The 24,355-nt window shown below is 74.0% G+C and carries 22 protein-coding genes; 9 read left to right on the forward strand and 13 right to left on the reverse strand.

Going from position 1 to position 24,355, the window contains the following annotated elements; translation table 11 throughout:
- Positions 1–41 precede the first annotated feature (41 nt).
- On the reverse strand, positions 42–989 hold the full coding sequence (gene miaA / locus JK356_RS10650; protein ID WP_201867380.1) for a tRNA (adenosine(37)-N6)-dimethylallyltransferase MiaA: 948 nt from the start codon (positions 987–989) through the stop codon (positions 42–44).
- Positions 990–1,098: 109 nt separating this feature from the next.
- Here miaA and JK356_RS10655 point away from each other — a divergent pair, with 109 nt between their 5' ends.
- Positions 1,099–1,311 carry a hypothetical protein gene (locus JK356_RS10655; protein WP_201867381.1) on the forward strand — a complete coding sequence of 71 codons (213 nt, stop codon included), beginning with the start codon at positions 1,099–1,101 and terminating at the stop codon, positions 1,309–1,311.
- A gap of 16 nt (positions 1,312–1,327) precedes the next feature.
- Here JK356_RS10655 and JK356_RS10660 read toward each other — a convergent pair whose 3' ends face one another.
- Both JK356_RS10660 and miaB read right to left on the reverse strand, forming a co-directional pair.
- Complete coding sequence (locus tag JK356_RS10660; RefSeq protein WP_201867382.1) at positions 1,328–2,080, reverse strand: hypothetical protein; 753 nt, start codon at positions 2,078–2,080, stop codon at positions 1,328–1,330.
- A 25-nt stretch (positions 2,081–2,105) separates the two neighbouring features.
- Positions 2,106–3,590 (reverse strand): tRNA (N6-isopentenyl adenosine(37)-C2)-methylthiotransferase MiaB, encoded by a 1,485-nt coding sequence (miaB, locus tag JK356_RS10665; RefSeq protein ID WP_201867383.1) that lies wholly within the window; start codon positions 3,588–3,590, stop codon positions 2,106–2,108.
- A 181-nt stretch (positions 3,591–3,771) separates the two neighbouring features.
- On the opposite strand from miaB, the gene JK356_RS10670 reads away from it, so the two are divergent.
- The gene (locus JK356_RS10670) at positions 3,772–4,764 is read left to right on the forward strand and encodes a TAXI family TRAP transporter solute-binding subunit (RefSeq protein ID WP_201867384.1); all 993 of its coding nucleotides are present in this window, start codon (positions 3,772–3,774) and stop codon (positions 4,762–4,764) included.
- Here the strand turns inward: JK356_RS10670 and JK356_RS10675 are convergent.
- A complete protein-coding gene (locus tag JK356_RS10675) occupies positions 4,754–6,199 on the reverse strand; it encodes a HAMP domain-containing sensor histidine kinase (RefSeq protein WP_201867385.1) in 1,446 nt (481 codons plus the stop codon). The genes JK356_RS10670 and JK356_RS10675 overlap by 11 nt on opposite strands.
- 19 nt (positions 6,200–6,218) lie before the next feature.
- Positions 6,219–6,917, reverse strand: coding sequence for a response regulator transcription factor (locus JK356_RS10680; RefSeq protein WP_201867386.1), 699 nt, complete (start codon positions 6,915–6,917; stop codon positions 6,219–6,221).
- 252 nt (positions 6,918–7,169) lie between these two features.
- On the opposite strand from JK356_RS10680, the gene JK356_RS10685 reads away from it, so the two are divergent.
- From JK356_RS10685 to JK356_RS10705, 5 genes are all read left to right on the forward strand, one after another.
- The gene (locus JK356_RS10685; RefSeq protein ID WP_201867387.1) at positions 7,170–7,955 is read left to right on the forward strand and encodes an amino acid ABC transporter ATP-binding protein; all 786 of its coding nucleotides are present in this window, start codon (positions 7,170–7,172) and stop codon (positions 7,953–7,955) included.
- Between the two features lie 81 nt (positions 7,956–8,036).
- On the forward strand, positions 8,037–8,855 hold the full coding sequence (locus JK356_RS10690; RefSeq protein ID WP_201867388.1) for a glutamate ABC transporter substrate-binding protein: 819 nt from the start codon (positions 8,037–8,039) through the stop codon (positions 8,853–8,855).
- Positions 8,856–8,982: 127 nt separating this feature from the next.
- The gene (locus JK356_RS10695) at positions 8,983–9,654 is read left to right on the forward strand and encodes an amino acid ABC transporter permease (protein WP_201867389.1); all 672 of its coding nucleotides are present in this window, start codon (positions 8,983–8,985) and stop codon (positions 9,652–9,654) included.
- On the forward strand, positions 9,651–10,649 hold the full coding sequence (locus tag JK356_RS10700) for an amino acid ABC transporter permease (RefSeq protein ID WP_201867390.1): 999 nt from the start codon (positions 9,651–9,653) through the stop codon (positions 10,647–10,649). The genes JK356_RS10695 and JK356_RS10700 overlap by 4 nt, the downstream gene beginning before the upstream one ends.
- A 111-nt stretch (positions 10,650–10,760) precedes the next feature.
- Positions 10,761–12,320 (forward strand): FAD-dependent monooxygenase, encoded by a 1,560-nt coding sequence (locus JK356_RS10705; RefSeq protein WP_201867391.1) that lies wholly within the window; start codon positions 10,761–10,763, stop codon positions 12,318–12,320.
- A 2-nt stretch (positions 12,321–12,322) separates the two neighbouring features.
- Here JK356_RS10705 and recX read toward each other — a convergent pair whose 3' ends face one another.
- The 3 genes from recX to JK356_RS10720 form a co-directional block, all read right to left on the reverse strand.
- Positions 12,323–12,934 (reverse strand): recombination regulator RecX, encoded by a 612-nt coding sequence (recX, locus tag JK356_RS10710; protein WP_201867392.1) that lies wholly within the window; start codon positions 12,932–12,934, stop codon positions 12,323–12,325.
- Between the two features lie 2 nt (positions 12,935–12,936).
- Positions 12,937–14,049: a recombinase RecA gene (gene recA, locus JK356_RS10715; protein ID WP_201867426.1), complete on the reverse strand. Its 1,113-nt coding sequence runs from the start codon at positions 14,047–14,049 to the stop codon at positions 12,937–12,939.
- A 178-nt stretch (positions 14,050–14,227) separates the two neighbouring features.
- Positions 14,228–14,422 (reverse strand): DUF3046 domain-containing protein, encoded by a 195-nt coding sequence (locus JK356_RS10720; protein ID WP_201867393.1) that lies wholly within the window; start codon positions 14,420–14,422, stop codon positions 14,228–14,230.
- 78 nt (positions 14,423–14,500) lie between these two features.
- Here JK356_RS10720 and JK356_RS10725 point away from each other — a divergent pair, with 78 nt between their 5' ends.
- Both JK356_RS10725 and JK356_RS10730 read left to right on the forward strand, forming a co-directional pair.
- Entirely contained in the window at positions 14,501–15,385 is an 885-nt protein-coding gene (locus JK356_RS10725; protein WP_201867394.1) for a hypothetical protein, read from the forward strand.
- Between the two features lie 62 nt (positions 15,386–15,447).
- Complete coding sequence (locus tag JK356_RS10730) at positions 15,448–20,136, forward strand: DEAD/DEAH box helicase (RefSeq protein ID WP_201867395.1); 4,689 nt, start codon at positions 15,448–15,450, stop codon at positions 20,134–20,136.
- Positions 20,137–20,173: 37 nt separating this feature from the next.
- Here JK356_RS10730 and JK356_RS10735 read toward each other — a convergent pair whose 3' ends face one another.
- The 5 genes from JK356_RS10735 to JK356_RS10755 form a co-directional block, all read right to left on the reverse strand.
- Positions 20,174–20,581: a helix-turn-helix domain-containing protein gene (locus JK356_RS10735; RefSeq protein WP_201867396.1), complete on the reverse strand. Its 408-nt coding sequence runs from the start codon at positions 20,579–20,581 to the stop codon at positions 20,174–20,176.
- A gap of 95 nt (positions 20,582–20,676) precedes the next feature.
- Entirely contained in the window at positions 20,677–21,228 is a 552-nt protein-coding gene (locus JK356_RS10740; RefSeq protein ID WP_201867397.1) for a CinA family protein, read from the reverse strand.
- Complete coding sequence (gene pgsA / locus JK356_RS10745; RefSeq protein WP_236671134.1) at positions 21,218–21,967, reverse strand: CDP-diacylglycerol--glycerol-3-phosphate 3-phosphatidyltransferase; 750 nt, start codon at positions 21,965–21,967, stop codon at positions 21,218–21,220. Before pgsA ends, JK356_RS10740 begins: the two co-directional genes overlap by 11 nt.
- The gene (gene rimO / locus JK356_RS10750; RefSeq protein ID WP_201867398.1) at positions 21,856–23,448 is read right to left on the reverse strand and encodes a 30S ribosomal protein S12 methylthiotransferase RimO; all 1,593 of its coding nucleotides are present in this window, start codon (positions 23,446–23,448) and stop codon (positions 21,856–21,858) included. The genes pgsA and rimO overlap by 112 nt, the downstream gene beginning before the upstream one ends.
- Before the next feature lie 76 nt (positions 23,449–23,524).
- On the reverse strand, positions 23,525–24,337 hold the full coding sequence (locus tag JK356_RS10755; protein ID WP_201867399.1) for a helix-turn-helix domain-containing protein: 813 nt from the start codon (positions 24,335–24,337) through the stop codon (positions 23,525–23,527).
- Positions 24,338–24,355: the final 18 nt, after the last annotated feature.

The following is a 24,355-nucleotide window of genomic DNA, read 5'->3' on the forward strand; positions in this document are numbered from 1 at the left end:
GCCCTCCCCGACGCCTGGAGCGTCCCGATGCCATGACGTGATCAGGATGTGACCGTCCGTTCTACCAGGCTGAGCGCCCGCTCCGTGAGGGTCCGGCGGTCCGGCCCGGCGGCGCTGAGCCACCGCACCCGGCCGTCCCGGCGGAACCACGACTCCTGGCGCCGGGCGAAGCGCCGGGTGGCGCGGACCGTCTCGGCGCGCGCCTCCGCTTCGCTGCACTCCCCCGCCAGGGCGGCCAGCACCTGCTGGTAGCCCAGCGCCCGGGAGGCGGTGCGGCCCTGGCGCAGCCCGGCGGCCTCCAGCCGCGCGACCTCGTCCACCAGTCCCTGGTCCCACATCCGGTCCACGCGCGCGGCGATGCGCGCGTCCAGCTCGGGGCGCTCGACGGCCAGGCCTATCTGGAGGGCGGGATAGACGGCGAGGTCCTCGTCCGGTCCGGGCAGCGTGGCGGTGAACGGGCGCCCGGTGATCTCGATGACCTCCAGGGCGCGGACGATGCGGCGGCCGTTGCTGGGCAGGATGGCGCGGGCAGCGGCCGGGTCGGCGGCGGCCAGGCGGGCGTGCAGCGCGCCGCTGCCCTCGCGGGCCAGGTCCTCCTCCAGCCGCGCCCGCGTCGCCGGGTCGGTGCCGGGGAACTCCAGGCGGTCGAGCGCGGCCCTGACGTAGAGGCCGGAGCCGCCGACGAGCACCGGGACGCGCCCGGCGGCGCGCAGCCGGTCGATCGTCTCCCGGGCCATGGCCTGGTACTCGGCGACGCTGGCCGCCCGGGTCACGTCCCACACGTCGAGCAGGTGGTGCGGCACGCCCCGGCGCTCGGCGGGGGTGAGCTTGGCGGTGCCAATGTCCATGCCCCGGTACAGCTGCATGGAGTCAGCGTTGACGACCTCACCGCCCAGCCGGAGCGCGAGCTCCACGGCGAGGTCGGACTTGCCGGTGGCGGTAGGCCCGACGACGGCGATGACCTGCGGAGGACTGAGGCGGGTGTTCACCCCGGCAGTGTCGCAGACCGGCGGTCCGGCCCTCGAACGAGCGACGTGACGCCGCCGGGGAGGCTCTCGTTTCCCTCTCCGAGGACCACGTCACAGTGAGGAGTCGGGTATGGGAGTCTTCGCGTGGTTGCGGCGCCGGGGCAGCCGGGGCAACGACGGCGGCGGGAAGCCGGGCGCCGGCGGGGCCCCGGCCGGGGAGGAGAAGGCGGCCGCAGGCGCCGGGGCTGAGGACAGCGGGGCCGACGCGGTCGGCATCCCGAAGCAGACGGCGGCCGCGCAGGCCCCGGACAGCGAGGAGACCGGCGAGGGCGCGCGGTCCTGACCGGCCGCCCGACGGGTCAGGTCCAGCGGGCCACGAAGTAACCGACGCCGTAGGGTGCGTCGTCGTACAGCAGCCGCCCGTCCAGGCCCGCGCCGCTGGCCGCGCCGGCCAGCACCTGCCAGACGGGGCGGCCGGCGGCATGAAGCGCGGTGGCGAGCGCCGGATCTGTCGCCGCGAGCGCGGCGGTGTCCGCGGCCGCCAGCGCGCGGGCCGCGGCGGCGTCGAAGCCGGCGGCGCGGGCATCGTAGGCGCCGGGGGCGCGCGCGGAGCGGCAGGCGCTGCCGTCGCCCATCGCGAGCAGCGCGACACGCGGCGCGCGCCCGGCGAGTTCACGCCCGGTGGCGGCGCACCGCTCCGGCTCCAGCGTCTCGCCGACGGCCAGTCCTTCGACGGGGGCGGCGTCCCAGGACGCGTGCCGCAGCAGCCAGGCGGCCACGGTCAGCGCGGGCGGCAGGGCACGTCCTGTCGCCTCGCCGGCCCCGGCCGTGCCGCCAGGCGGGTCGCCGCCGTCCTGCCTGACCGGGGCGAGCACGGCGTCGACGTCGACCCCGAAACCGCGCAGGGAACCGCGGCTGCCGCCGGGGTAGTGCCCTTCCTCGCCCGGCCCCGCCGGGGCGACGACGAGCAGCAGGCCGGGGCGCGCGGCGGCCACGGCCCGCAGCGCCTCGCGGCAGGCGGCGCGCAGCCCGTCCAGCTCGCTCGCGGCGCCCTGGGCGACCTCCGGCACGAGCACGGGCGGGCACGGGCACACAGCGGCGGCGACGAGCATGGGCGCAGTCTACGGGCCGGTGCGGTCAGTGAGCGGTGCAGCCGCCGGCCGGCTCCGGAAGCGGAGCGGGCGCCCCGACAGTGGGCAGGCCGAGCATCACGCCACGGCCGCGCTCGGCGGGCGCCTCGTGGCGCCGCTGCCAGGCGTCCCCGGCGCGGGTGCGGCGGACGGCGGCGACCGGCCCCTCGGCCAGCAGGTGGTGCGGCGCGGCGTACGTGATCTCGACGGTGGCGACGTCGCCCGGCCGGATGGGCTCGGCGGGGCGCGCGAAGTGCACCAGGCGGTTGTCGGGCGCGCGCCCGGACAGGCGGCGCGTGGCGTCGTCCTTGCGTCCCTCGCCCTCGGCGACGAGGACCTCGACGGTGCGGCCGACCTGCTTCTTGTTCTCCTCCCAGGAGATCTCCTCCTGGAGGGCGACCAGCCGCTCGTACCGGTCCTGGACGGTCTCCTTGGGGACCTGCCCGGGCATCTCGGCCGCCGGGGTGCCGGGACGCTTGGAGTACTGGAAGGTGAACGCCTGGGCGAAGCGGGCCTCGCGGACGACGTGCAGCGTCTGCTGGAAGTCCTCCTCGGTCTCGCCAGGGAAGCCGACGATGATGTCGGTCGAGATCGCGGCGTCGGGAATGGCGGCGCGGACCCGCTCGATGATGCCCAGGTAGCGCTCCTGCCGGTAGGAGCGGCGCATGGCCCGCAGCACGCGGTCAGAGCCCGACTGCAGGGGCATGTGCAGCTGCGGCATCACGTTCGGTGTCTCGGCCATGGCCTCGATCACGTCGTCGGTGAAGTCGCGCGGGTGGGGTGAGGTGAAGCGGACGCGCTCCAGGCCCTCGATGCGGCCGCAGGCCCGCAGCAGCTTGGAGAACGCCTGGCGGTCGCCGATGTCGGAGCCGTAGGCGTTGACGTTCTGCCCGAGCAGGGTGACCTCGGTGACGCCCTCGGCGACCAGCGCCTCGATCTCGGCGAGGATGTTCCCGGGCCGGCGGTCCTTCTCCTTGCCGCGCAGCGCGGGGACGATGCAGAAGGTGCAGGTGTTGTTGCAGCCGACGGAGATCGCGACCCAGGCCGCGTAGGCGCTCTCGCGGCGCGTGGGCAGCGTCGAGGGGAACTCCTGGAGGGACTCGGCGATCTCGACCTGCACCTCGCGCTGGATCCGGGCGCGCTCCAGCAGAACCGGCAGGCGGCCCACGTTGTGGGTGCCGAAGACGACATCCACCCAGGGGGCGCGGCTGACGATGGCGTCGCGGTCCTTCTGCGCGAGGCAGCCCCCGACGGCGATCTGCATGCCGGGGCGCCGGGCCTTGACAGGAGCGAGCTGGCCGAGGTTGCCGTACAGCCGGTTGTCCGCGTTCTCCCGGACGGCACAGGTGTTGAAGACGACGACGTCGGCGGTGCCGGACTCGGCCCGGACGTAGCCGGCCTCCTCCAGCAGCCCGGCCATCCGCTCGGAGTCGTGGACGTTCATCTGGCATCCGAACGTCCGGACTTCGTAGGTGCGCGCGGCTTCCGGCATGAGTGGGCTCGATCCGTGTCGGGTGCGGGGGCTTTCTTCGTCTGCGGTCCGTCGTGCGGTGCGTCCGCGGCGCGTGGCGCTCCGTCTCGCGGCGAATCCTCGCGGTGCCAGTCTACGGTGCCCCGGCCGCCGGCCTTGAGGGCGCTTGCCCCGGGACCGCGGGCGGCGCCAGGATCACGGCATGGCCCAGCTGAACGCTCCCTCCCGCCGCGTCGTGCTGACCCTGTCGGGCGGGGCAGCGGCGCTGGCCGTCGCCGGCGTGGCGCTGCGGGACCGGCTGCCGGGCGGCGAGCCGAGCCTGTCCGGCACGATGCGGCTGAGCACGGGCGTGCCCACCGGCGTGTACTCCCGGTACGGGCAGCTGCTGCGCGGGCAGCTGGCCCGGGACGTCCCCGGGCTGCGGGTGGAGCTGCTGCCGAGCGAGGGCTCGGTGGAGAACCTGCGGCGGCTGGCGGCCGGGGAGGCGGACTTCGCCATTGCCACGGCCGACTCGGTGGCGGCGCATGTGCGCGAGCACAGCGGCGGGCAGCTGCAGGCGTGCGTGCGGCTGTACGACGACTACATGCAGCTGGTCGTGCGCGAGGAGTCGCCGGTGTGGAAAGCCGCCGACCTGGCGGGGATGCGCGTCGGGGTGGGGCAGGACGCCTCGGGCGTGCAGCTGGTGGCCCGGCAGCTGCTTGCGGCCGCGGGCCTGGACATGGACCAGGACCTGACGGCGGTGCGCGAGGGGATCAACGCCATGCCCCGCATGCTGGAAGCGGGGCGCCTGGACGCCTTCTTCTGGTCCGGCGGCCTGCCGACCTCGGCCGTGGAGCAGCTGGCCGGCCGGGTCAGCATCCGGTTCGTGCCGCTGGGTGACCTGCTGCCCGCGCTGCGGGCGTCGGGGCCGGCCGCGCAGTACTACCGGGCCGCGGTGATGCCGCCCGACGCCTATCCGGCGATCGCGGGCAGCCGGACGGTCGACACCGTGGCCATGGCCAACCTGCTGGTGACCGCGGCCAGCACGGACTCCCGGCTGACCGAGCAGGTGACGCGCTCGGTGATCAACGGCCGGGACCGGATCGGGCAGGAGGTGCACGCGGCGCAGCGGGTGGACCTGCGGACCGCGATCTACACGCATCCGCTGGAGCTGCATCCCGGCGCGGTCGCGTACTACCGCTCGGTCAAGTCGTGAGCGGGCGGGGCGCGGCACCAGGCGCCGCCGGCCCCTGGTCCTCGGGCGCGTCCCGCGGCAGCGTGATGATCACGCGCAGGCCGTGCGGCTCGTTGTGCGCGTAGCGGACACGGGCGCCCCCGGCCGCCAGCAGGGCACTGACGATGGACAGGCCCAGGCCGGAGCCGGCGACGTTCTGGTGGCGGCCGCTGCGCCAGAAGCGGCTGCCGATGCGGGTGAGCTCCTCGTCGTCGAGGCCGGGACCGTCGTCGGCGGTGACGACGGTGACCTCGTCCCGGCCGGGCGTGACCGTGACGGTGACGTGCCCGCCCCGGGGGGTGAACTTCAGCGCGTTGTCGATGACCGCGTCCAGCGCGCTGGAGAGGCCCACCGGATCGGCCCAGCCGGTCACCGCGGCGGCCCCGTCCCGTGTCAGGCTGATCCCGCGCTGCTCGGCCACGGGCCGCCAGGCGTCGATCCGCTCAGCGGCGAGCGCGGCGACGTCGGTGACGCGCAGGTCGGCAGGGCTGTGCTCGGCCAGAGCCAGGTCCAGCAGGTCGTCCAGCACCCGGGCCAGGCGCTTGCCCTCGGCCCGCACGGAGGCGAACTCCTCGCTGTCCTCCGGCAGCTCCAGGCCGAGCAGGTCGATACGCAGCAGCAGCGCGGCCAGCGGGTTGCGGAGCTGGTGCGAGGCGTCGGCGACGAACGCCCGCTGCTGTTCGAGTACCTGCTCCACGTGGTCGGCCATCTCGTTGAACGACCGCGCCAGGTGCCGCAGCTCCGGCGGCCCGCCCGCCGGGGCGACACGCGAGGTGAGGCGGCCGGTCGCGATGTCGTGCGCGGCCTTGTCGAGATCGCGGACCGGGCGCAGCACCCAGCCGGTGAGCCGGAACGCGGCGGCCACCGCCAGCAGCATGGCGGCGGCCTCGCCCGCGGCGAGCGGCAGCCAGCCGTGCACGATGCGGGAGCGCAGCGGCCCGGTCGGCGAGTCGGTGACGACGACGGCGATGACATCACCGTCCCGGATCACGGGGGAAGCGACGATGAGGCGCTCGTCCGTCTCCCACGGCCAGACCTGCCCCGGATGGTGGCTGCGCCGCCCGGCAAGCGCCTCGGAGAACTCCCGGCCGGCAGCGCCGCCCGGCGCCTCCCAGCCACTGGGCGCGGCGGCCAGCGGGGTGCCGTCGCGGAGAAAGACACCCGCCCTGATGCCGTAGACCTCGTGGTACCGCTCGAGTTCCTGCCGCAGCGTGGCGAGCTTCCCGTCATCGCCGCCGCCGGGCACGGGATCGGTGACGTACTGGGCGAGCGAGGCGAAGCGGGCGGTGTCGTCGATGCGGTCGACGACGACGCGCTGCTGCTCCCGGGCGGCCTCACTGATGGCCAGCGGGATGCCGAGGGCAACGACGACCCCGGCGATCAGGATGATGAGCAGCGGGAGCAGGCGGGAGCGCATGGAGGGGACGCCGGGCCGTTCAGGACGCCGGCAGCGCGAGCCGGTAGCCGACGCCGCGCACGGTCTCGACCAGTTCGGGGCGGCGCAGCTTGGCGCGGAGCGAGGCGATGTGGACCTCGAGGGTGCGGCTGGTGCCCTCCCAGCTGGTCTGCCACACGTCGCTGATGATCTGCTCCCTGCGGAAGACGACGCCGGGCCGCCGTGCCAGCAGGGCCAGCAGGTCGAACTCCTTGCGGGTCAGCGTCACCGGCTGGCCGTCGACGCTGACCTGCCGCGTGGCCAGCTCGACGGTGACGGGGCCGGCGGCCAGCACGTCGCCGCCGGGGCGGGAGGACCCGGTGCCCGCGGGAGCGGTGCGGCGGCTGACGGCGTGGATGCGGGCGAGCAGCTCGCCGGTGTCGTAGGGCTTGACGATGTAGTCGTCCGCGCCGAGGTTGAGCCCGTGGATGCGGGAGCGGACGTCCGCGCGGGCGGTGACCATGAGGATGGGGACGGCTGACACCCGGCGGATCCGGCCGCAGATCTCGAAGCCGTCGACGTCCGGCAGGCTGAGGTCGAGGAGCACCGCGCCGAAGGAGCCGAACCCGGCCCGGTCGCTGAGGAGGGAGATGGCGTCCTCGCCGGTGGCCACGTGCGTGACATCGAAGCCGTGCCGTCGCAAGATGGCGACCAGCGCGGCGGCCACGTGCTCGTCGTCCTCCACGAGAAGCAGCCTCATCACAGCCTCCTCTCCGGTGTGTCAGGCGGGTCCGCCTTCTGGCTACCTGGCATCCACCTCGATAGCGGTCCCGGCGTCAAGAGCCGGACGGGCAGGTGAACCCTTCCGTTATCCCGCGGCTGGCACCCGCTACCCTACGCGCTGGTCAGGGCCACGGACGGTTATCCTCAATTTCCGCTCAGATCTGCTGACTGCCGATTGTGCCCGTCGTTAGGGTCTCCCCCCAACCGACGAGGATGGAGCAGTCCCACGATGAGCCAAGTACCGCTGAGCAAGGACGCCGAGGACGCCACCCCGCTGGCGGAGGACCTGGTCGTCCTGGACAGCGTGAACAAGCACTTCGGCGCGCTCCACGTGCTGCAGGACATCAACCTCACGATCAAGCGGGGCGAGGTCGTCGTCGTGATCGGGCCTTCCGGCTCCGGTAAGTCCACGCTGTGCCGCACGATCAACCGGCTGGAGACCATCGACTCCGGCACGATCACCATCGACGGCGCCCCGCTGCCGCAGGAGGGGCGTGACCTGGCGCGGCTGCGGGCCGATGTCGGCATGGTGTTCCAGTCCTTCAACCTCTTCGCCCACAAGACCGTGCTCCAGAACGTGATGCTGGGCCCGGTCAAGGTGCGCAAGCAGCCGAAGGCGGAGGTGGAGGCGAAGGCCCGCGCCCTGCTGGACCGGGTGGGCGTCGGCAACCAGGCGGACAAGTTCCCGGCGCAGCTCTCCGGCGGGCAGCAGCAGCGCGTGGCCATCGCCCGCGCGCTGGCGATGGAGCCCAAGGTGATGCTGTTCGACGAGCCGACCTCCGCGCTCGACCCGGAGATGATCAACGAGGTGCTGGAGGTCATGCAGCAGCTCGCCCGGGAGGGCATGACGATGGTCGTGGTCACGCACGAGATGGGCTTCGCGCGGTCGGCGGCCAACCGCGTGGTGTTCATGGCCGACGGCCGGATCGTCGAGGAGGCCGAGCCCCACCAGTTCTTCGACAACCCCCGCAGCGACCGGGCCAAGGACTTCCTGTCGAAGATCCTGCAGCACTGACGCGCCGCGCGTCACCCCTGTGCTTCCCGCACGACCCCGTACGACGAGTCAGCACGACGAGCAGAACGAGACGAGGCACCCATGAGATTCCGCAAGACGACGACCCTTGCCGCTGTCGCTGCCGCGCTGTCGCTGACGGCGACCGCCTGTGGCTCCGGCGGCGGGGACAGCGACTCGATCCGGATCGGCATCAAGTTCGACCAGCCGGGCCTGGGCCTGCAGGAGCCGGGCGGCGACTACACCGGCTTCGACGTGGACGTGGCCACGTACGTCGCCGAGGAGCTGGGCTACGCCGCCGAGGACATCGAGTGGGTGGAGGCGCCCAGCCCCGAGCGCGAGACGATGCTCAACCGGGGCGACGTGGACTTCATCGTCGCCACCTACTCGATCACCCCGGAGCGCGACGAGCAGGTCGACTTCGCCGGCCCGTACCTCGTGACCCACCAGGACCTGCTGATCCGCGAGGGCGAGGAGGTGCCGAACGAGGAGGCGATCAACGACCTGACGCTCTGCTCCGTCTCCGGCTCCACCTCGGCGCAGAACGTGAAGGACACCTTCGCGCCCCGGGCCGACCTGCAGGAGTACAACACCTACTCGCAGTGCCTGACCGGCCTGGAGAACGGCACCGTGGACGCGCTGACCACGGACGCCTCGATCCTCGCCGGGTACGCGGCGCAGGAGCAGAACCAGGGCAAGTTCGCGCTGGCGGGCCTGGAGCTGAGCACCGAGAACTACGGCATCGGCGTCCCGGACGGCGAGACCGACCTGCGGGACGACATCAACGCCGCGCTGGAGCAGATGATCGAGGACGGCTCCTGGCAGGAGTTCGTCGACGCCAACTTCGGCCCCGCGGGCTACGACGCCGGGGAGCCCCCCACGATCGGCGAGGTCGTCGAGTGAGGTGAGGGCAGCCGCACGCGGCGCGCCGCTCCGCCGTGGCGGCGCGCCGCGGGGCCCCTCGTGCAGCAGTCCACGCCGGCCGCGCCGGCGGTCGGCACCGACCGACTAGGCGAGACTGTGAGAACCCGTGTTCGACTTTCTTGATCCGGACAGGTACGACCTGCTCGGCGCGTTCTGGACGACGGTGCAGCTCACCGTGTTCTCCGCGATCGGCTCGCTGATCTGGGGCACGGTGCTGGCCGCGATGCGCGTCAGTCCCGTGCCGGTCATGCGCGGCTTCGCGGCCGTGTACGTCAACCTCGTCCGCAACATTCCCCTGACGCTGATCATCGTCTCCTGCTCGCAGGTGCTCTTCCTGACCCTGTCGCTGACGATGGGCGGCAGCGACAGCAATTCGTCGCTCTTCCGGCTGGCGGTGCTGGGGTTCATCGCCTACACCTCGACCTTCGTCTGCGAGGCGATCCGCTCGGGCATCAACACGGTGCCCGTCGGCCAGGCGGAGGCGGCCCGCGCGCTGGGACTGAACTTCGGCCAGGTGCTGTGGCTGATCGTGCTGCCGCAGGCCTTCCGCGCCGTGGTGGCCCCGCTGGCCAACGTCCTGATCGCGCTGACGAAAAACACCACGGTCGCGGCCGCCATCGGCGTGGCCGAGGCGTCCCTGCTGATGAAGGAGATGATCGAGAACGAGGCGCAGCTCATTCCGATCGCGGCCATCTTCGCGGCCGGGTTCCTGATCCTCACCCTCCCGACCGGTCTGTTCCTCGGCTGGGTGAGCAAGCGAGTGGCGGTGAAGCGATGAGCAATCTCTCCGTTCTCTACGACACGCCCGGCCCCAGGGCCCGGCGGCGGAACGTCCTGTACACGGTGCTGTTCCTCCTGGTGCTGGGCCTGGTGGCCTACTGGGTGATCAGTGCCCTCAAGGACAAGGGCCAGCTGGACTGGGACCGGTGGAGCCCGATCTTCACCGATTCCCAGGTCTGGACGACGTACCTGCTGCCCGGCCTCCAGGACACCCTGGTCGCGGCGGCACTGGCCATGGTCATCGCGCTGCCGCTCGGCGCGCTGCTGGGCATCGGCAGGCTCTCGGAGCACTGGTGGATCAGCGCCCCGTGCGGCGCCGTGGTGGAGTTCTTCCGCGCCATCCCGGTGCTGATGATGATGATCTTCGCCAACGTGGCCTACAGCGAGTGGTCCTCGCTCGACCGCGAAGTGCGCCCGCTGTACGCGGTGGTGACGGGCCTGGTGCTGTACAACGCCTCGGTGCTGGCGGAGGTCGTCAGGGCCGGTGTGCTCTCGCTCCCGCGCGGGCAGACCGACGCCGCCAAGGCGATCGGCATGCGCAAGGGCCAGACCATGACGAACATCCTGCTGCCGCAGGCGGTCACGGCCATGCTGCCCGCGATCGTCAGCCAGCTCGTGGTGGTCGTCAAGGACACTGCGCTGGGCGGGCCGATGATCGGTTACAGCGAGCTGCTGCGCCAGGCCGGGCTGGTGGAGAGCAACTACTCCAACACCATCGCCGCCTACACGACGGCCGCGGCCATCTTCATCACGCTCAACGCCCTGCTCACGAACGCCGCGAGCCGGATCGAGGCCCGGATCCGCCGCGGCAGGAAGACCTCCGGCGCGGTGGCCTCGGCGGGGACAGACGACGACCTCGAGGCCGAGCTGCCGGGGGCCGCGCCCACCGCGGCGCGGGTGCCGGCGCAGCCGGCGGCAGGCGCCGGGCGGCCGGCCGGGCCGGATGACCCCGATGGCAAGACCGTCGGCAAGGCCCGGGAGCTCGACACCTAGCCCTGGGCCGGCCAGCCCCGCTGCTGGCCCTCTCGGGCGGCCGCTGCCAGGCGGTTCGCCCCGTGCGGCGCCAACTTGACGCCCGCACGACCGCTGGGTTGCATACGTGCTGTGCTGCCCGTGATCATCGCCGGCGCGGGCCCGACCGGGCTCGCGCTGGCGCTCGCCCTGGCCCGCCGCGAGGTGCCGGTCGTCGTCCTCGACGGAGGTCAGGGCCCCTCTCCCCGGCGGCTGGCCAGGACCTGCGTGCTGCCGCCCGACACGGCGCACTGGGCCTGGCTTCCTGGCGCCGGGCAGGACGCCGCCGTCTGGTCGGCCTGGCGGACCATGCACCGGGGCCGTGAGGTGCGGCGCGTGGAGTTCCCCTCCCCCGGCACGGCCCCCGTGCAGCTCCCGCAGCACGTGCTGGAGGGGGCGCTGCGCGCCGCCGTGGCCGGCCACAGCCGGATCCGGATGGCGGCGGGACACCGGCTGAGCCAGCTTGAGGACACCGGCCAGGAGGTCGTGGTCCACACCGCGGCCGAGGCGCCCGGCGAGCGCGGCCGGGAACGGGAACGCACCTGGCGCGGCAGCTACCTCGTCGGCTGCGACGGGAAGCGCTCGACCGTGCGCAAGCTGCTCGGCATCGGCTTCCCCGGCCGGACGAACGTGGAGCGGTACGCGGTGGCCGCGCTGCGCGCGGAGCTGCCGTGGCCCGGGGAAGCGGGGCTGCACCGGGGCATACCGCCTGGCGAGGTCACCGTGCGGCCGCTCACGGAGGGCCGCTGGCGCCTGGACTGGCCGCTGCCGCCGGGCGACGGCCTGGTCACCCCCGACGCGGTGCTCGACCGCCTCCACGCCACCCTCGCCGCATGGCACGACGGCGAGGTCCCGGAGTACGACCTGCTCGACACCGGGGTGCACGTCTGTCACCAGCGCCTCGCCCGCCGCTGGCGCACGGGGCGGGTCTTCCTCGCGGGCGACGCGGCCCACCTGCTGGGAGCGCTGGGCACCCAGCGGGTCGCCGAAAACCTGCGCGATGCCGACAACCTCGCCTGGAAACTGGCCCTCGCCTGGCATGGTGACGGCGGTGAGGCGCTGCTCGACAGCTATGAGGCGGAGCGCCGCGGCGCCGTGGGACACCGGCTGCGCGCCGTCGACCAGGCGCTGCCCCTGGTACGGGGCAGGGGTGTCGCGGCCCGGCTGACCGGTCGGACGCGGGCCCGGCTGGCGCTGCTCGCGGACGGACACGTCGGCGCCGGGCCGCTGGGGGCCCCGCCGCGGTACGACGGCTCCCCGCTCACGCCGCCGGGCACCGGTCTGTCGGTCACGGACACCCCACCGGGAGCGCCGGTGGCCGACGTCGCCGTGACCGCCCTGGACGGCTCGCGGGGCACCGTGCGCGACTGGCTCGGCGGGAAGGTGCTGCTGATCCTCACCGCGCCCGGCTCGCAGGTCTGGGAGCCCCGGCACTGGCTGTCGGCCGGGCTGATGCCCGAGCTGTCCGCCATGGCGCAGGCCCTGCCGCTCCCGGCCGAGCTGCTGGTCACCGAGGGGTACCCGGGGACCAGCCCGCATACCCTGCTCGTCGTGCGGCCCGACGGCCATCTTGTGGGCGCCCTTCCGGGCACGGACCACGCCGGGATCCGGGCGTGCGTGGCCGCCATGCGGGGCGACGCCCAGCCCGGCTGAACTCAGTCGTCCGGGTACGGCAGCAGCTCGGCGTCCTCGGGCTGCCCTTCCTCACGCAGCGCCTCGCGGACCACCCGCACCGCCATGCCCTCGGGGTAGCCGCGCCGCGCCAGCATCCCGACCATGCGGCGCAGCCGCTTGGCGGGATCCAGCCCCCGGGTGGCGCGCAGCTTCCGCTCCACCAGCGCGCGGGCCGTCTCTTCCTCCCGCTCGGCGTCCAGCTGCGACAGCGCCCCCTCGATCAGCGCGGCGTCCACGCCCTTGGCCCGCAGCTCCCGGGCCAGGGCCGGGCGCGCCAGGCCGCGCCCGTGATGCCGGGAGTCCACCCAGGCGTCCGCGAACGCCGCGTCGTCGATGAGACCCGCCTCGGTGAGCTGGTCCAGGACGCGTTCGATGACCGTGCCGGGGAACTCCCGCCGCCGCAGGGCGGCGGCGAGCTCACCGCGGCTGCGGGGAGCGCCCGTGAGCAGCCGCAGGCAGACCGCGCGCGCCCGGTGCTCAGGATCCGCGGAGGCGTGCGGTGGTCTCGCCCCGGCCCTCGACGGGACGAGACCACCGCGGTCCTGGTGCGGGCCCGCCGCCCGCTCCTGTGGCCACTCGCTGCGCCGCGTCACTGTCAGCTCTTGGCCGCGGCGGCCACGGCCTTGGCGGACCGGGACTTCGCGGCGGACGGCGCGGCCGGCTGCGGCACGCTCGCGGCATCCTTCCCGGACCCGCCCTCCGGCTTCTCCGTCTTCGGGCCGATGCCGAGCTTCTCCTTGATCTTCTTCTCGATCTCGTTGGCCAGGTCGGGGTTGTCGCGCAGGAAGTTCCGCGCGTTCTCCTTGCCCTGGCCGAGCTGGTCGCCCTCGTAGGTGTACCAGGCACCGGACTTCCGGATCAGGCCGTGCTCCACGCCCATGTCGATCAGCCCGCCCTCGCGGCTGATGCCCTGCCCGAAGAGGATGTCGAACTCCGCCTGCTTGAACGGCGGGGCGACCTTGTTCTTCACCACCTTGACGCGGGTGCGGTTGCCCACGGCCTCGGTGCCGTCCTTGAGGGTCTCGATGCGCCGGATGTCCAGCCGCACCGACGCGTAGAACTTCAGCGCGCGCCCGCCGGTCGTCGTCTCCGGCGAGCCGAACATCACGCCGACCTTCTCACGGATCTGGTTGATGAAGATGGCCGTCGTCCGTGCCTGGCTCAGCGCGCCGGTGATCTTCCGCAGCGCCTGGCTCATCAGCCGCGCCTGGAGGCCGACATGGGAGTCCCCCATCTCGCCCTCGATCTCCGCGCGCGGCACCAGGGCGGCGACGGAGTCGATGACGATGAGGTCCAGGGCACCGGAGCGGATCAGCATGTCCGTGATCTCCAGGGCCTGCTCGCCGTTGTCCGGCTGCGAGAGGATCAGCTGGTCCACGTCCACGCCGAGCTTCTTCGCGTACTCCGGGTCCAGGGCGTGCTCCGCGTCCACGAACGCGACCGTGCCGCCCGCCTTCTGGGCGTTGGCCACGGCGTGCAGCGTGAGGGTCGTCTTGCCGCTGGACTCCGGGCCGTAGACCTCGACGACGCGGCCGCGCGGCAGCCCGCCCACGCCCAGGGCCACGTCGAGCGCCGTCGACCCGGTGGGAATCACCTCGACCGGCTCGTCCGGCCGCTCCCCCAGGCGCATGACGGCGCCCTTCCCGAACTGCCGCTCAATCTGCGCGAGCGCGGCGTCGAGCGCCTTCTCGCGGTCCGTACCTGCCATCGGTGCCACCCGGTCCGTCTGGTTCGATCGCTTCACACTACGGACGCTAGCGCCCGCCACTGACAACCGGCCCGCAGGCGGCTGGGGGCGCGGTCCCTCACATCCCCCCATAAGAACGGGTGTTCGAATTTGATGTCAAGTTCCCCGCCCGGGTCCGCGGCCGCGCGCGGACCCGCGCTCAGCGCAGCCGCGCGGGCACGTCCACCGCCTGGCACACCGCCCGCCAGACGTCCTTGGCGTCCCAGCCAGCCTCCAGCGCCTCGTACACCGTCCGCCCTCCCAGCTCGGACATCACGTGGTCCCGCGCGAAGGAATCGGCGTACGAGGAGCCGAAGTGCTCACTCATCCGCCCCCAGAAGTCCGTCAACCGCATGCCCCCAGTATCCCGCCAAGCGGGTACTACCCGTCCGTTCTCCTGTCTCCTCCCCGCCCCGGCCCTACGGTCGCAGCGATGCCCGCCCACCGAATCTCCCTCGCACGCGCCGAGCGCTTCGTCTGGCTCTCCGCCCGGGTCCTGGACCAGCGGCGCTTCGCTTACCACTTCCTCGACGGCCCGCCCGACGCCGTCGAGGACGCACTCGCCGCCTACCGCAACCCCGACCACGGCTACGGCCACGCCCTCGACCCCCGGCTGCGCGGCCCCGCCAGCCAGCCGCTGCACGCCGCCGCCGCGCTGCGCGTGCTCGACGAGATCGGGCGCTGCCACGGCCACAGGACCGAACGCCTCTGCCGCTACCTCACCGCCGTCTCCACGCCCGAGGGCGCCCTGCCCGCCGTCCACCCCTCCCAGCACGGCTACCCGGTCGCCCCCTGGCTGCCGGTGCCGGACCCGGGCGCGTCCCCGCCCAGCGACCTGCTCGCCACCGGGCCCGTCGTGGGCCTGCTGCACCGCGGCAACGTCTGGGACGCCTGGCTGTTCCGGGCCACCGACTACTGCTGGGCGGCGGTCGAGGACCTGCGGACCGAGGACCCCGCACGCCTCGCCGCGGCGCTCGCCTTCCTCGACGGCGCCCGGGACCGGCCCCGCGCCGAGGCCGCGGCCGACCGGCTGGGCCGGACCGTGCGGCGGCTGCTGTCGGGCCCGGCCGGCGGCCCGGTGCTGCCGTGCGTCCTCGCGCCCACGCCCCGTTCCCTGGCGCGGCGGTGGTTCACCGACGGCGACCTGGAACGCTGCCTGGCGGACCTGGCGTCGCGGCAGCAGGACGACGGCGGCTGGCCGCCGGCCACCCCCCGCTGGCCCGGCGGATCGGAGGCGGCACGCCGCGCCGAGGCCACCATCGACGCGCTGCGCACGCTGCGCGCCTACGGCTACCCCCTCAGCCGCCGGAGCCGCTGAGGCCCCCGCGCACCGGTGCCGGTCCGCTGCCGCTGTCAGTGCCGGGGTGCACGATGGGGCGTATGGACGATGAGGACGACACGGCTTCCGCCCTGGCCGGGTTCTCCGCCCCGACGCGCGCCTGGTTCTCGCGGGCGTTCCCGGCACCGACCCCGGCCCAGGAGGGCGCGTGGCGCGCCATCGCGGAGGAGTCGGACGTCCTGGTCGTCGCGCCCACCGGCTCCGGCAAGACGCTCGCGGCGTTCCTGGCCTCGCTGGACCGGGTCGCGACCACCCCGCCGCCCGCCGAGGCGCTGCGCCGCTGCCGGGTGCTGTACGTCTCGCCGCTGAAGGCACTGGCGGTCGACGTCGAGCGGAACCTCCGCAGCCCGCTGACGGGCATCCGGCAGGAGTCGGTGCGCCTGGGCCTGCCCGAGCCCGAGGTGAAGGTCGCCATCCGCACCGGGGACACCCCGGCCGCGGAGCGCCGCTCGCTCTCCCGCCGCCCGCCGGACATCCTGATCACGACCCCCGAGTCGCTGTTCCTGATGCTGACGTCCGCCTCCCGCGAGGCGCTGTCGGGCGTGGAGACCGTCATCCTGGACGAGGTGCACGCGGTCGCCGGCAGCAAGCGCGGCGCCCACCTGGCGCTGTCGCTGGAGCGGCTCGACGCGCTGCTGCCGCGGCCCGCGCGCCGGATCGGGCTCTCGGCGACGGTCCGGCCGGTCGAGGAGGTGGCGCGGTTCCTCTCGCCCCAGCGCGGCGCGCGGATCGTGCAGCCCTCCTCGGCCAAGGAGTTCCGGCTGTCCGTCGTGGTACCGGTGCCGGACATGGGCGAGCTCGGCGGCTCCCCCGTGCCCGACGGCGCGGGGCCCGGCACCGAGCGGCCCTCCATCTGGCCCTCGGTCGAGGAGCGGGTGGTGGACCTCATCCAGGCCCACCGCTCGACGATCGTCTTCGCCAACTCCCGCCGCCTCGCCGAGCGCCTGTGCAACCGGATCAACGAGATCGCCTACGAGCGCACCACCGCCGAGCCGCTGCCCGAAGCGCACGCCCCGGCCGCGCTGATGGGCGGCTCGGGCGCGGCCAGGGGCGCGCCCGCGGTGCTCGCGCGGGCGCACCACGGCTCGGTCTCCAAGGAGCAGCGGAGCCAGATCGAGGAGGACCTCAAGGCCGGGCGCCTGCCCGCCGTCGTGGCGACCTCCAGCCTCGAACTCGGCATCGACATGGGCGCCGTCGACCTGGTCATCCAGGTCGAGTCCCCGCCCTCCGTGGCCTCCGGGCTGCAGCGCGTCGGCCGCGCCGGACACCAGGTGGGTGCCGTGTCCTCCGGGGTCATCTTCCCCAAGTACCGGGGCGATCTGGTGCAGGCCGCGGTCGTGACCGAACGCATGCGCCAGGGCGCCATTGAGGCGCTGCGCATCCCCGCCAATCCGCTGGACGTCCTGGCGCAGCAGATCGTCGCGATGGCCGCGATGGACACCTGGGACGTGGACGAGCTGCTCACGCTGGTGCGCAGGGCGGCGCCGTTCGCCGCGCTGCCGGAGTCGGCGTACCACGCAGTCCTCGACATGCTCGCGGGCCGGTATCCGTCCGACGCCTTCGCCGAGCTGCGGCCCCGGATCGTGTGGGACCGGGTGGCGGGCACCGTGCGCGGCAGGCCGGGAGCGCAGCGGCTGGCGGTCACCTCGGGCGGCACCATTCCCGACCGCGGCCTGTTCGGCGTGTTCCTCGCGGGCGCCGACCCGAAGAAGGGCGGCGGCCGGGTGGGCGAGCTGGACGAGGAGATGGTGTACGAGTCACGCGTCGGCGACGTCTTCACGCTCGGCACCACGTCGTGGCGGATCGAGGACATCACGCGCGACCGGGTGCTCGTCTCCCCCGCGCCCGGGGTGCCGGGACGGCTGCCGTTCTGGAAGGGCGACCAGCTCGGCCGACCGCTCGAACTCGGCCGTGCCCTGGGCGCGTTCCTGCGTGAGACGGGCTCGCTGGCGCCCGAGGAGGCCCGCGCGCGGCTGTCGCGGGCGGGGCTGGACGCCTGGGCGGTGGACAACGTCCTGTCCTACCTGGCCGAGCAGCGCGAGGCCACGGGCCACGTGCCCGACGACCGCACGATCGTGGTGGAGCGCTTCCGGGACGAGCTGGGCGACTGGCGCGTCGTGGTGCACTCCCCGTTCGGCGCGCAGGTGCACGCCCCGTGGGCGCTGGCACTCGGCGCCCGGCTCACAGAGCGGTTCGGCGTCGACGCCCAGGTGCTGCACGCCGACGACGGCATCGTGCTGCGGCTCCCGGACACCGACCTGCTCGGGGACGCCGGGCCGCTGGACGGCGGGGACAGCGCCGCGGACCCGTTCGGCGCGGCGGGCGGGGCAGAGGGGGCGCCGTCGGTGGGCGCGGCGGACGTCCTGTTCGACAAGGACGAGATCGACCAGCTGGTCACCGACCAGGTCGGCGGCTCCGCGCTGTTCGCCGCGCGGTTCCGTGAGTGCGCCGCCCGCGCGCTGCTGCTGCCGCGCCGGGATCCCCGCAGGCGCACTCCGCTGTGGCAGCAGCGGCAGCGCGCCTCCCAGCTGCTGTCCGTCGCCAGCGAGTTCGGCTCCTTCCCGGTCATCCTGGAGGCGGTCCGCGAGTGCCTGCAGGACGTGTTCGACGTGCCCGGGCTCGCGGCGCTGATGGGCGACATCGAGGCGCGGCGGGTCAGGGTGGTCGAGGTGACGACCCGCGAGCCGTCTCCGTTCGCCCGCTCCCTGCTGTTCGGCTACGTGGCGCAGTACCTCTACGAGGGCGACTCCCCGCTGGCAGAGCGGCGGGCGGCGGCGCTGTCGCTGGACTCGCGGCTGCTGGCGGAGCTGCTCGGCCAGGCCGAGCTGCGGGAGCTGCTCGACCCCGGCGTGCTGCACGAGCTGGAGCGCGAACTGGCCTGGCTGACCGAGGACCGCCGCCTGAAGGACGCCGAGGCGGTCGCCGACGCGCTGCGGGTCCTGGGGCCGCTGACCCCGGCGGAGCTGGCCGAGCGGGGCGCGCGGCCGGAGTGGGCCGAGGAGCTGGAAGCCACCCGGCGCGCCCTGCGGGTCCGCATCGCGGGCCAGGAGCACCTGGCCGCGGTCGAGGACGCCGGACGCCTGCGGGACGCCCTGGGCACGGCCCTGCCGGTGGGGGTTCCCGAGGCGTTCACGGAGCCGGTCAGAGACGCCCTGGGCGACCTGCTCTCCCGCTACGCCCGTACCCACGGGCCGTTCACCTCGGCGCAGGCGGCGGCCCGGTTCGGGCTCGGCATCGCGGTCACGGACGGCGCGCTGCACCGGCTGGCCGCGGACGGGCGGCTGGTGCAAGGCGAGTTCAGGCCAGGGGCAGAAGGGCACGAGTGGTGTGACCCGGGGGTGCTGCGGCGGCTGCGGCGGCGTTCTCTGGCGGCGCTGCGCCAGGAGCTGGAGCCGGTGCCCCCGGCCACGCTGGCGGCGTTCCTCCCGCAGTGGCAGCACGCCGGCTCCTTTCCGGCCAGCGGCGGGCTGCGCGGCGTCGACGGGCTGGCGCGCGCCGTGGAGCAGCTGCAGGGCGCCGCCGTGCCCGCCTCGGCCCTGGAGCGGCTGGTGCTGCCGTCCCGGGTCGTGGACTACGCGGCCCCGATGCTGGACGAGCTGATGGCCGCCGGCGAGGTGATCTGGGCGGGCGCCGGCGCGCTGCCCGGCACCGACGGCTGGATCTCCCTCTACCTGGCCGATGCGGCCCCGCTGCTGCTTCCCCCTCCGCTGCCGCTGGAGCTGTCACCGCTGCACCAGGCGGTGCTCGATGCGCTCGCCGGGGGCTACGGGCTGTTCTTCCGCCAGATCGCGGCGCACGTGCGCGGCGCGGGGCACGAGGCGACGGACGCGGCGCTGGCCGGGGTGATCTGGGAGCTGGCCTGGTCGGGCCGGCTGACGAACGACACGCTCGCCCCGCTGCGCGCCCTGCTCGGCTCGGGCCGGACGGCAGGCTCGGCCGCCCACCGCGCCCGCCGCACGACCCCCCGCGGCCGGTATGGCTCCCTCGCCGTGGGCGGCGCTGCCAGGGCCGCCAGCGGCCCGCCTACGGTCGCGGGCCGGTGGTCGCTGCTGCCTCAGCGGGAGAGCGAGCCGACGCCGCGGGCCCACGCCCTGGCGCAGACGCTCCTCGACCGGCACGGCGTGGTGACGCGGGGTGCCGTCGCTGCCGAGGGTGTCGAAGGCGGTTTCGCCGCCGTCTACCGGGTCCTGTCCGCGTTCGAGGAGCGGGGGCTGGCGCGGCGCGGTTACGTCGTGGAAGGGCTCGGCGCCGCCCAGTTCGCCATGGACGGGGCGGTGGACCGGCTCCGCGCGACAGGCGCCGCGGCCGAGCGCCAGTCCCCGGGCGAGGTCCCGGACGGCGTGGTGCTGGCGGCGGCCGATCCGGCGAATGCCTACGGCGCCGCACTGCCGTGGCCGGACCCGCCGGGCGCGGCGACGCACAAGCCCGGCAGGAAGGCGGGCGCCCTCGTGGTGCTGGTCGGCGGGCGCCTGCGGCTGTACGTGGAGCGCGGCGGCCGGACGCTGCTGGCCTGGGCGGGTGAGGAGAGCGGGGAGGCGGCCGAGGAGGGTGCCGCAGCGCTGCGGCAGGCCGTACGGGCACTGGCCCAGGCCGTGCGGCACGGGGCCGTCAGCTCGCTGACCGTGGAACGGATCAACGGCGTGGCCGTGCTCGCCGACCCCGGGTGGGCCGCGCTGCTGGAGGAGGCGGGTTTCCACGCCACCCCCCGGGGGCTGCGGCTGCGGCCCTGAGCGTGTCCCGCCTGCGGTGGGCGGGACGCCGCCGTGCTCAGGCGGCGACGACGTCGACGGCCTCGGCGGGCGCCTTGATCGTCACGTGGTCGTCGGGGCGGTGCGGCACGGATGTCACGCGGACGGGGTTGAGCATTGTCCGCTCCGCCAGGCCGCGCCCAGCGGGGACGCCCAGCGGCGGCACGGTGTCGCTGGCCGCGGACTGGGCCAGCTCGGCGAGCGCCAGCTCGTCGCTGACCTCGCGCATCAGCTCGGACATCCGCAGTTCCAGTGCGTCGCAGATCGCGGCGAGCAGCTCGGAGGAAGCTTCCTTCTGCCCGCGCTCCACCTCGGAGAGGTAGCCGAGCGAGACCCGGGCGGAGGAGGACACTTCACGCAGAGTGCGGCCCTGACGCTGGCGCTGCCGACGCAGCACGTCACCCAGCAGGCGACGGAGCAGGATCATCGGTGGCTCCCTCCTCGGACCGTTGGCCTCGCTTGCTTCATGCCCCACCGTACCGCCTCGGACTCCAACCGGCCGGGGAGCGATGTCTTGTTCACTCAGGGCTGCAAACATCCATCGTCTCCGTTCTGTTCCGTATCCTGTCCCGCTTCGTTCGCCGGCAGGATGAGTTCGTTGCGCAGCAGAGCGAGCACTGCCCGTACACTCGCGGACCTGATCTGGCCCCGGTCACCGTCCAGGCTGAGCCGCTGCGCGACGGCTCCCCCCGTACCGGAAGACGAAACAGCGACGAAGACCGTGCCCACACTCTGGCCGTCCTGAGGGCTGGGCCCCGCGACGCCGGTCGTCGCCAGGCCCCAGTCCGCCCCCAGCAGCCGCCGGACACCCGACGCCATCTGCCGGGCGACCTCGGCGTCCACCGCCCCGCGCTCCTCGAGCAGGGCGGCGTCCACCCCGAGGGTATGCCGCTTGACGCTCGTCGCGTAGGCGGTGACCGAGCCGAGGAACGACCGGGAGGCGCCGGGCACGGCCGTGAGCGTCGCGGCCACCAGCCCGCCGGTCAGCGACTCGGCCACGGCGAGCGTGCGCCCGCCGTCCGCCAGCAGCCCGAGCACCTGCGCCGCGAGCCGGGCGGCCGGGTCACTGCCCATGGGCCCGCTCCCGTGCCAGGCCGGCCCGGCGGAGTACGACCGCCTGCCGCACATAGTCCAGTCCCGTGCCCACGGTGAGCACGACCGCCGCGGCCATCACCCACCACCTCAGGCTGGCCAGCACGCCCGTCAGGGCCAGGATGTACATCCCGACGGCGATGCCCTGGGTGAGCGTCTTCAGCTTGCCGCCGCGGCTGGCGGGGATCACCCCGTGCCGGATCACCCAGAACCGCAGCAGGGTGATGCCCAGCTCGCGCGCCAGGATCGTCACGGTCACCCACCACGGCAGCTCGGACAGCGCCGACAGGCAGATGAGCGCCGCCCCCATGATGGCCTTGTCGGCGATGGGATCGGCGATCTTCCCGAAATCGGTGACGAGGTTGCGGCGGCGCGCCAGCTCGCCGTCGAAGAGGTCGGTGATCATGGCGATGGTGAACGCGGCCCAGGCCAGCGAGCGCCACCCCGGATCATGGCCGCCGCCGGCGAACATCAGCAGCACCAGCGCCGGGACCAGCAGCAGGCGGACCATCGTCAGGACGTTCGCGATGTTCCACAGGCCCGCAGCGGCCGTCCGTGGGACGGCGCCCGCTCCCCGATCGTCTCCGGCGGCCGAGGCCGGCATATCCGTCACTGGCCGGCCCCTGGGCGGCTGTCCGTCACCGGGGGCCGCGCCACCGCGATCAGGTCCACGCCCCGGGTGGCAACGATGTCCGCCGTGACCAGCTGCCCCGGGCGCCAGTCGCCCGGCCGCTCCCCCACGAGCAGGATCTGGCCGTCGGTCTCCGGTGCCTGGTGCGCGCCGCGCCCCACGGCGATCACCTTCCTCTCCGTGCTCTCGAGGCCCTGCACTCCCTCGAGGCCCTCCAGTGGCCCGCTGTCCTCTTCCCCGTCTCCGGACGCGGTGATGCCGTCCTCCGGGCCGAGTGACTCGATCAGCACCTCGGCGCGCTCGCCGATCCGCTCCTCAGCGCGCTGGTACATGAGCTCCTCAGCGAGCTGCGAGACCCGCTCCAGGCGCTCGGCGACGACCTCCTGCGCGTGCTTGTCCTGGTATCCGGCGGCCTCGGTGCCTTCCTCGTCGGAGTAGCCGAAGACGCCGATGGCATCGAGCCGGGCCTCGGTGAGGAAGCGCGCCAGATCGGCCAGGTCCGCCTCGGTCTCGCCGGGGAACCCGACGATGAAGTTGGACCTGATGCCCGCCGCCGGGGCCCGGTCACGGATGGTGCGGAGGAGGTCCAGGAAGCGGCCGGTGTCGCCGAAGCGGCGCATGGCGCGCAGCACCGAGGGGGCGGAGTGCTGGAACGAGAGGTCAAAGTAGGGGGCGATCTTCTCCGTGCCGGTGAGGACGTCGATGAGCCCCGGGCGCATCTCGGCGGGCTGGAGATAGCTGACACGGATGCGCTCCAGGCCCGTTATGGCCGCGAGCTCCGGCAGAAGCGTCTCCAGCAGCCGGATGTCGCCCAGGTCCTTGCCGTAGGACGTGCTGTTCTCCGACACCAGCATGATCTCGGTGACGCCCTGCTCCGCGAGCCAGCGCGCCTCGGCGAGCACGTCGGCGGGCCGCCGCGAGACGTAGGAGCCGCGGAAGGACGGAATCGCGCAGAAGGAGCAGCGGCGGTCACAGCCGGAGGCGAGCTTCACGGACGCGACCGGTCCGCCGCCGAGCCGGCGCCGCAGCGGCGGGCGGGGCCCGGAGGCCGGTGCCGTCCCCTCGGGCAGGTCGGCCAGAGCGTCGCCGTGGCCCGGCACCGCCACCTGGGCGTTCACCTTGGCGTTCTGCCGGTCCACGGGCGTCAGCGGCAGCAGCGTGCGGCGGTCGCGCGGCACGTGGGGCGTGTGCGACCCGCCGCTGAGGATGGTGCGCAGCCGCTCCGAGATTTCGGCGTAGTCGTCGAAGCCGAGCACCGCGTCCGCCTCGGGCAGCGCCTCGGCCAGCTCCTTGCCGTACCGCTCCGCCATGCAGCCGACAGCGACGACGGCCCGCGTACGCCCGCCCGCGCCCGGAGTCTTCAGCTCGCTGGCTTCCAGCAGCGCGTCCACGGAGTCCTTCTTGGCGGCCTCGACAAAGCCGCAGGTGTTGACGACAGCGACATCCGCCTGTGCCGCCTCGTCCACGAGGTCCCAGCCGTCGGCCGCGAGCCGCCCCGCGAGCTCCTCTGAATCCACCTCATTACGGGCGCAGCCAAGAGTGACCAGGGCGACGGTACGGCGTTCGGACATGATCTCAGCCTACTTCGTCCCGGCGACAGCGCGGCGCCCCGCCCGGCCCGCTCCCGGGCCGGCGGGGCGCCGCGCCTCAGCCCTCCTCGGGGTCGCCGGGCGTGTACGTCAGGCGCTGCACCTGCCCCATCTCGCCGACATCCTCGATCTCCTTGCCGTTGACGTGGAGCGTCACAGCGCCGGCGTTGCCGAGGATCAGGTCGATCCGGTCGTCGTCCGTGAACGTTTCGGACGCGCCGTCCTCCAGCACGCCTTCGAACATCAGCCGGCCGCTGCTGTCCCGAGCGGAGACCCAGCTGCTGCCCTCCTCGACCGTCAGGCGCACGGTCACCTTGTCGGCGGGCGCGGCGGCCACCGCGCTCTCGGACGGCTCCGGGCGGTCCGGCCCGCCGGTCCGCCGCTCCTGCTCCTCCGCGGAGGCCGTGGGCCCGGCGGTGGCCTCGGCGACGTCCTCGGCGACGGCGCCCGGATCGTTGTTCCCGCCGCCGCTGAAGAACGTGAAACCGACGAACCCGATCACCGCGACGATCGCGGCGACCATGGCGGCCGTCCAGTTGGGTCTGCGGGGCTCGGGACGGATGCGTTCCGCCTCGAAGAGCGGCGCAGCCGGCGCCGGGTCGGACTGCGCTCCCTGCTCGGCGTTGAACTGCTCGACGAGCGGCGCGGGATCGAGGCCGACCGCGCGCGCCAGCGTACGGATGTGGCCCCGCGCGTACACGTCGCCGCCACAGCGGGAGAAGTCGTCCCGTTCGATGGCGTGAATGATCGGAATGCGCACGCGTGTGGACGAACTGACCTCGTCCACGGTCAGTTTTGCCCTGATGCGCGCCTGCTGAAGGGTTCGACCGACGGAAGGCCGGTCCTTGGCGAAGGAGTTGCCGTTGGACACGAGGGCGCCTTTCGAGCG

The sequence above is a fragment of the Streptomyces sp. 7-21 genome, assembly GCF_016741785.1.
In the GTDB taxonomy this organism is placed as follows: Bacteria; Actinomycetota; Actinomycetes; order Streptomycetales; family Streptomycetaceae; genus Streptomyces.

Bases quoted from the DNA above. Each gene is read 5' to 3' on its own strand.
- JK356_RS10670 (WP_201867384.1), top strand. From the start codon at position 3,772: ATGGCCCAGCTGAACGCTCCCTCCCGCCGCGTCGTGCTGACCCTGTCG.
- JK356_RS10740 (WP_201867397.1), bottom strand. From the start codon at position 21,228: ATGGGCAGTGACCCGGCCGCCCGGCTCGCGGCGCAGGTGCTCGGGCTG.
- JK356_RS10690 (WP_201867388.1), top strand. From the start codon at position 8,037: ATGAGATTCCGCAAGACGACGACCCTTGCCGCTGTCGCTGCCGCGCTG.
- miaB (WP_201867383.1), bottom strand. From the start codon at position 3,590: ATGCCGGAAGCCGCGCGCACCTACGAAGTCCGGACGTTCGGATGCCAG.
- JK356_RS10680 (WP_201867386.1), bottom strand. From the start codon at position 6,917: ATGAGGCTGCTTCTCGTGGAGGACGACGAGCACGTGGCCGCCGCGCTG.
- JK356_RS10675 (WP_201867385.1), bottom strand. From the start codon at position 6,199: ATGCGCTCCCGCCTGCTCCCGCTGCTCATCATCCTGATCGCCGGGGTC.
- JK356_RS10725 (WP_201867394.1), top strand. From the start codon at position 14,501: ATGCCCGCCCACCGAATCTCCCTCGCACGCGCCGAGCGCTTCGTCTGG.
- JK356_RS10660 (WP_201867382.1), bottom strand. From the start codon at position 2,080: ATGCTCGTCGCCGCCGCTGTGTGCCCGTGCCCGCCCGTGCTCGTGCCG.
- JK356_RS10720 (WP_201867393.1), bottom strand. From the start codon at position 14,422: ATGCGGTTGACGGACTTCTGGGGGCGGATGAGTGAGCACTTCGGCTCC.
- rimO (WP_201867398.1), bottom strand. From the start codon at position 23,448: ATGTCCGAACGCCGTACCGTCGCCCTGGTCACTCTTGGCTGCGCCCGT.
- JK356_RS10685 (WP_201867387.1), top strand. From the start codon at position 7,170: ATGAGCCAAGTACCGCTGAGCAAGGACGCCGAGGACGCCACCCCGCTG.
- recA (WP_201867426.1), bottom strand. From the start codon at position 14,049: ATGGCAGGTACGGACCGCGAGAAGGCGCTCGACGCCGCGCTCGCGCAG.
- JK356_RS10735 (WP_201867396.1), bottom strand. From the start codon at position 20,581: ATGATCCTGCTCCGTCGCCTGCTGGGTGACGTGCTGCGTCGGCAGCGC.
- JK356_RS10655 (WP_201867381.1), top strand. From the start codon at position 1,099: ATGGGAGTCTTCGCGTGGTTGCGGCGCCGGGGCAGCCGGGGCAACGAC.
- JK356_RS10730 (WP_201867395.1), top strand. From the start codon at position 15,448: ATGGACGATGAGGACGACACGGCTTCCGCCCTGGCCGGGTTCTCCGCC.
- JK356_RS10700 (WP_201867390.1), top strand. From the start codon at position 9,651: ATGAGCAATCTCTCCGTTCTCTACGACACGCCCGGCCCCAGGGCCCGG.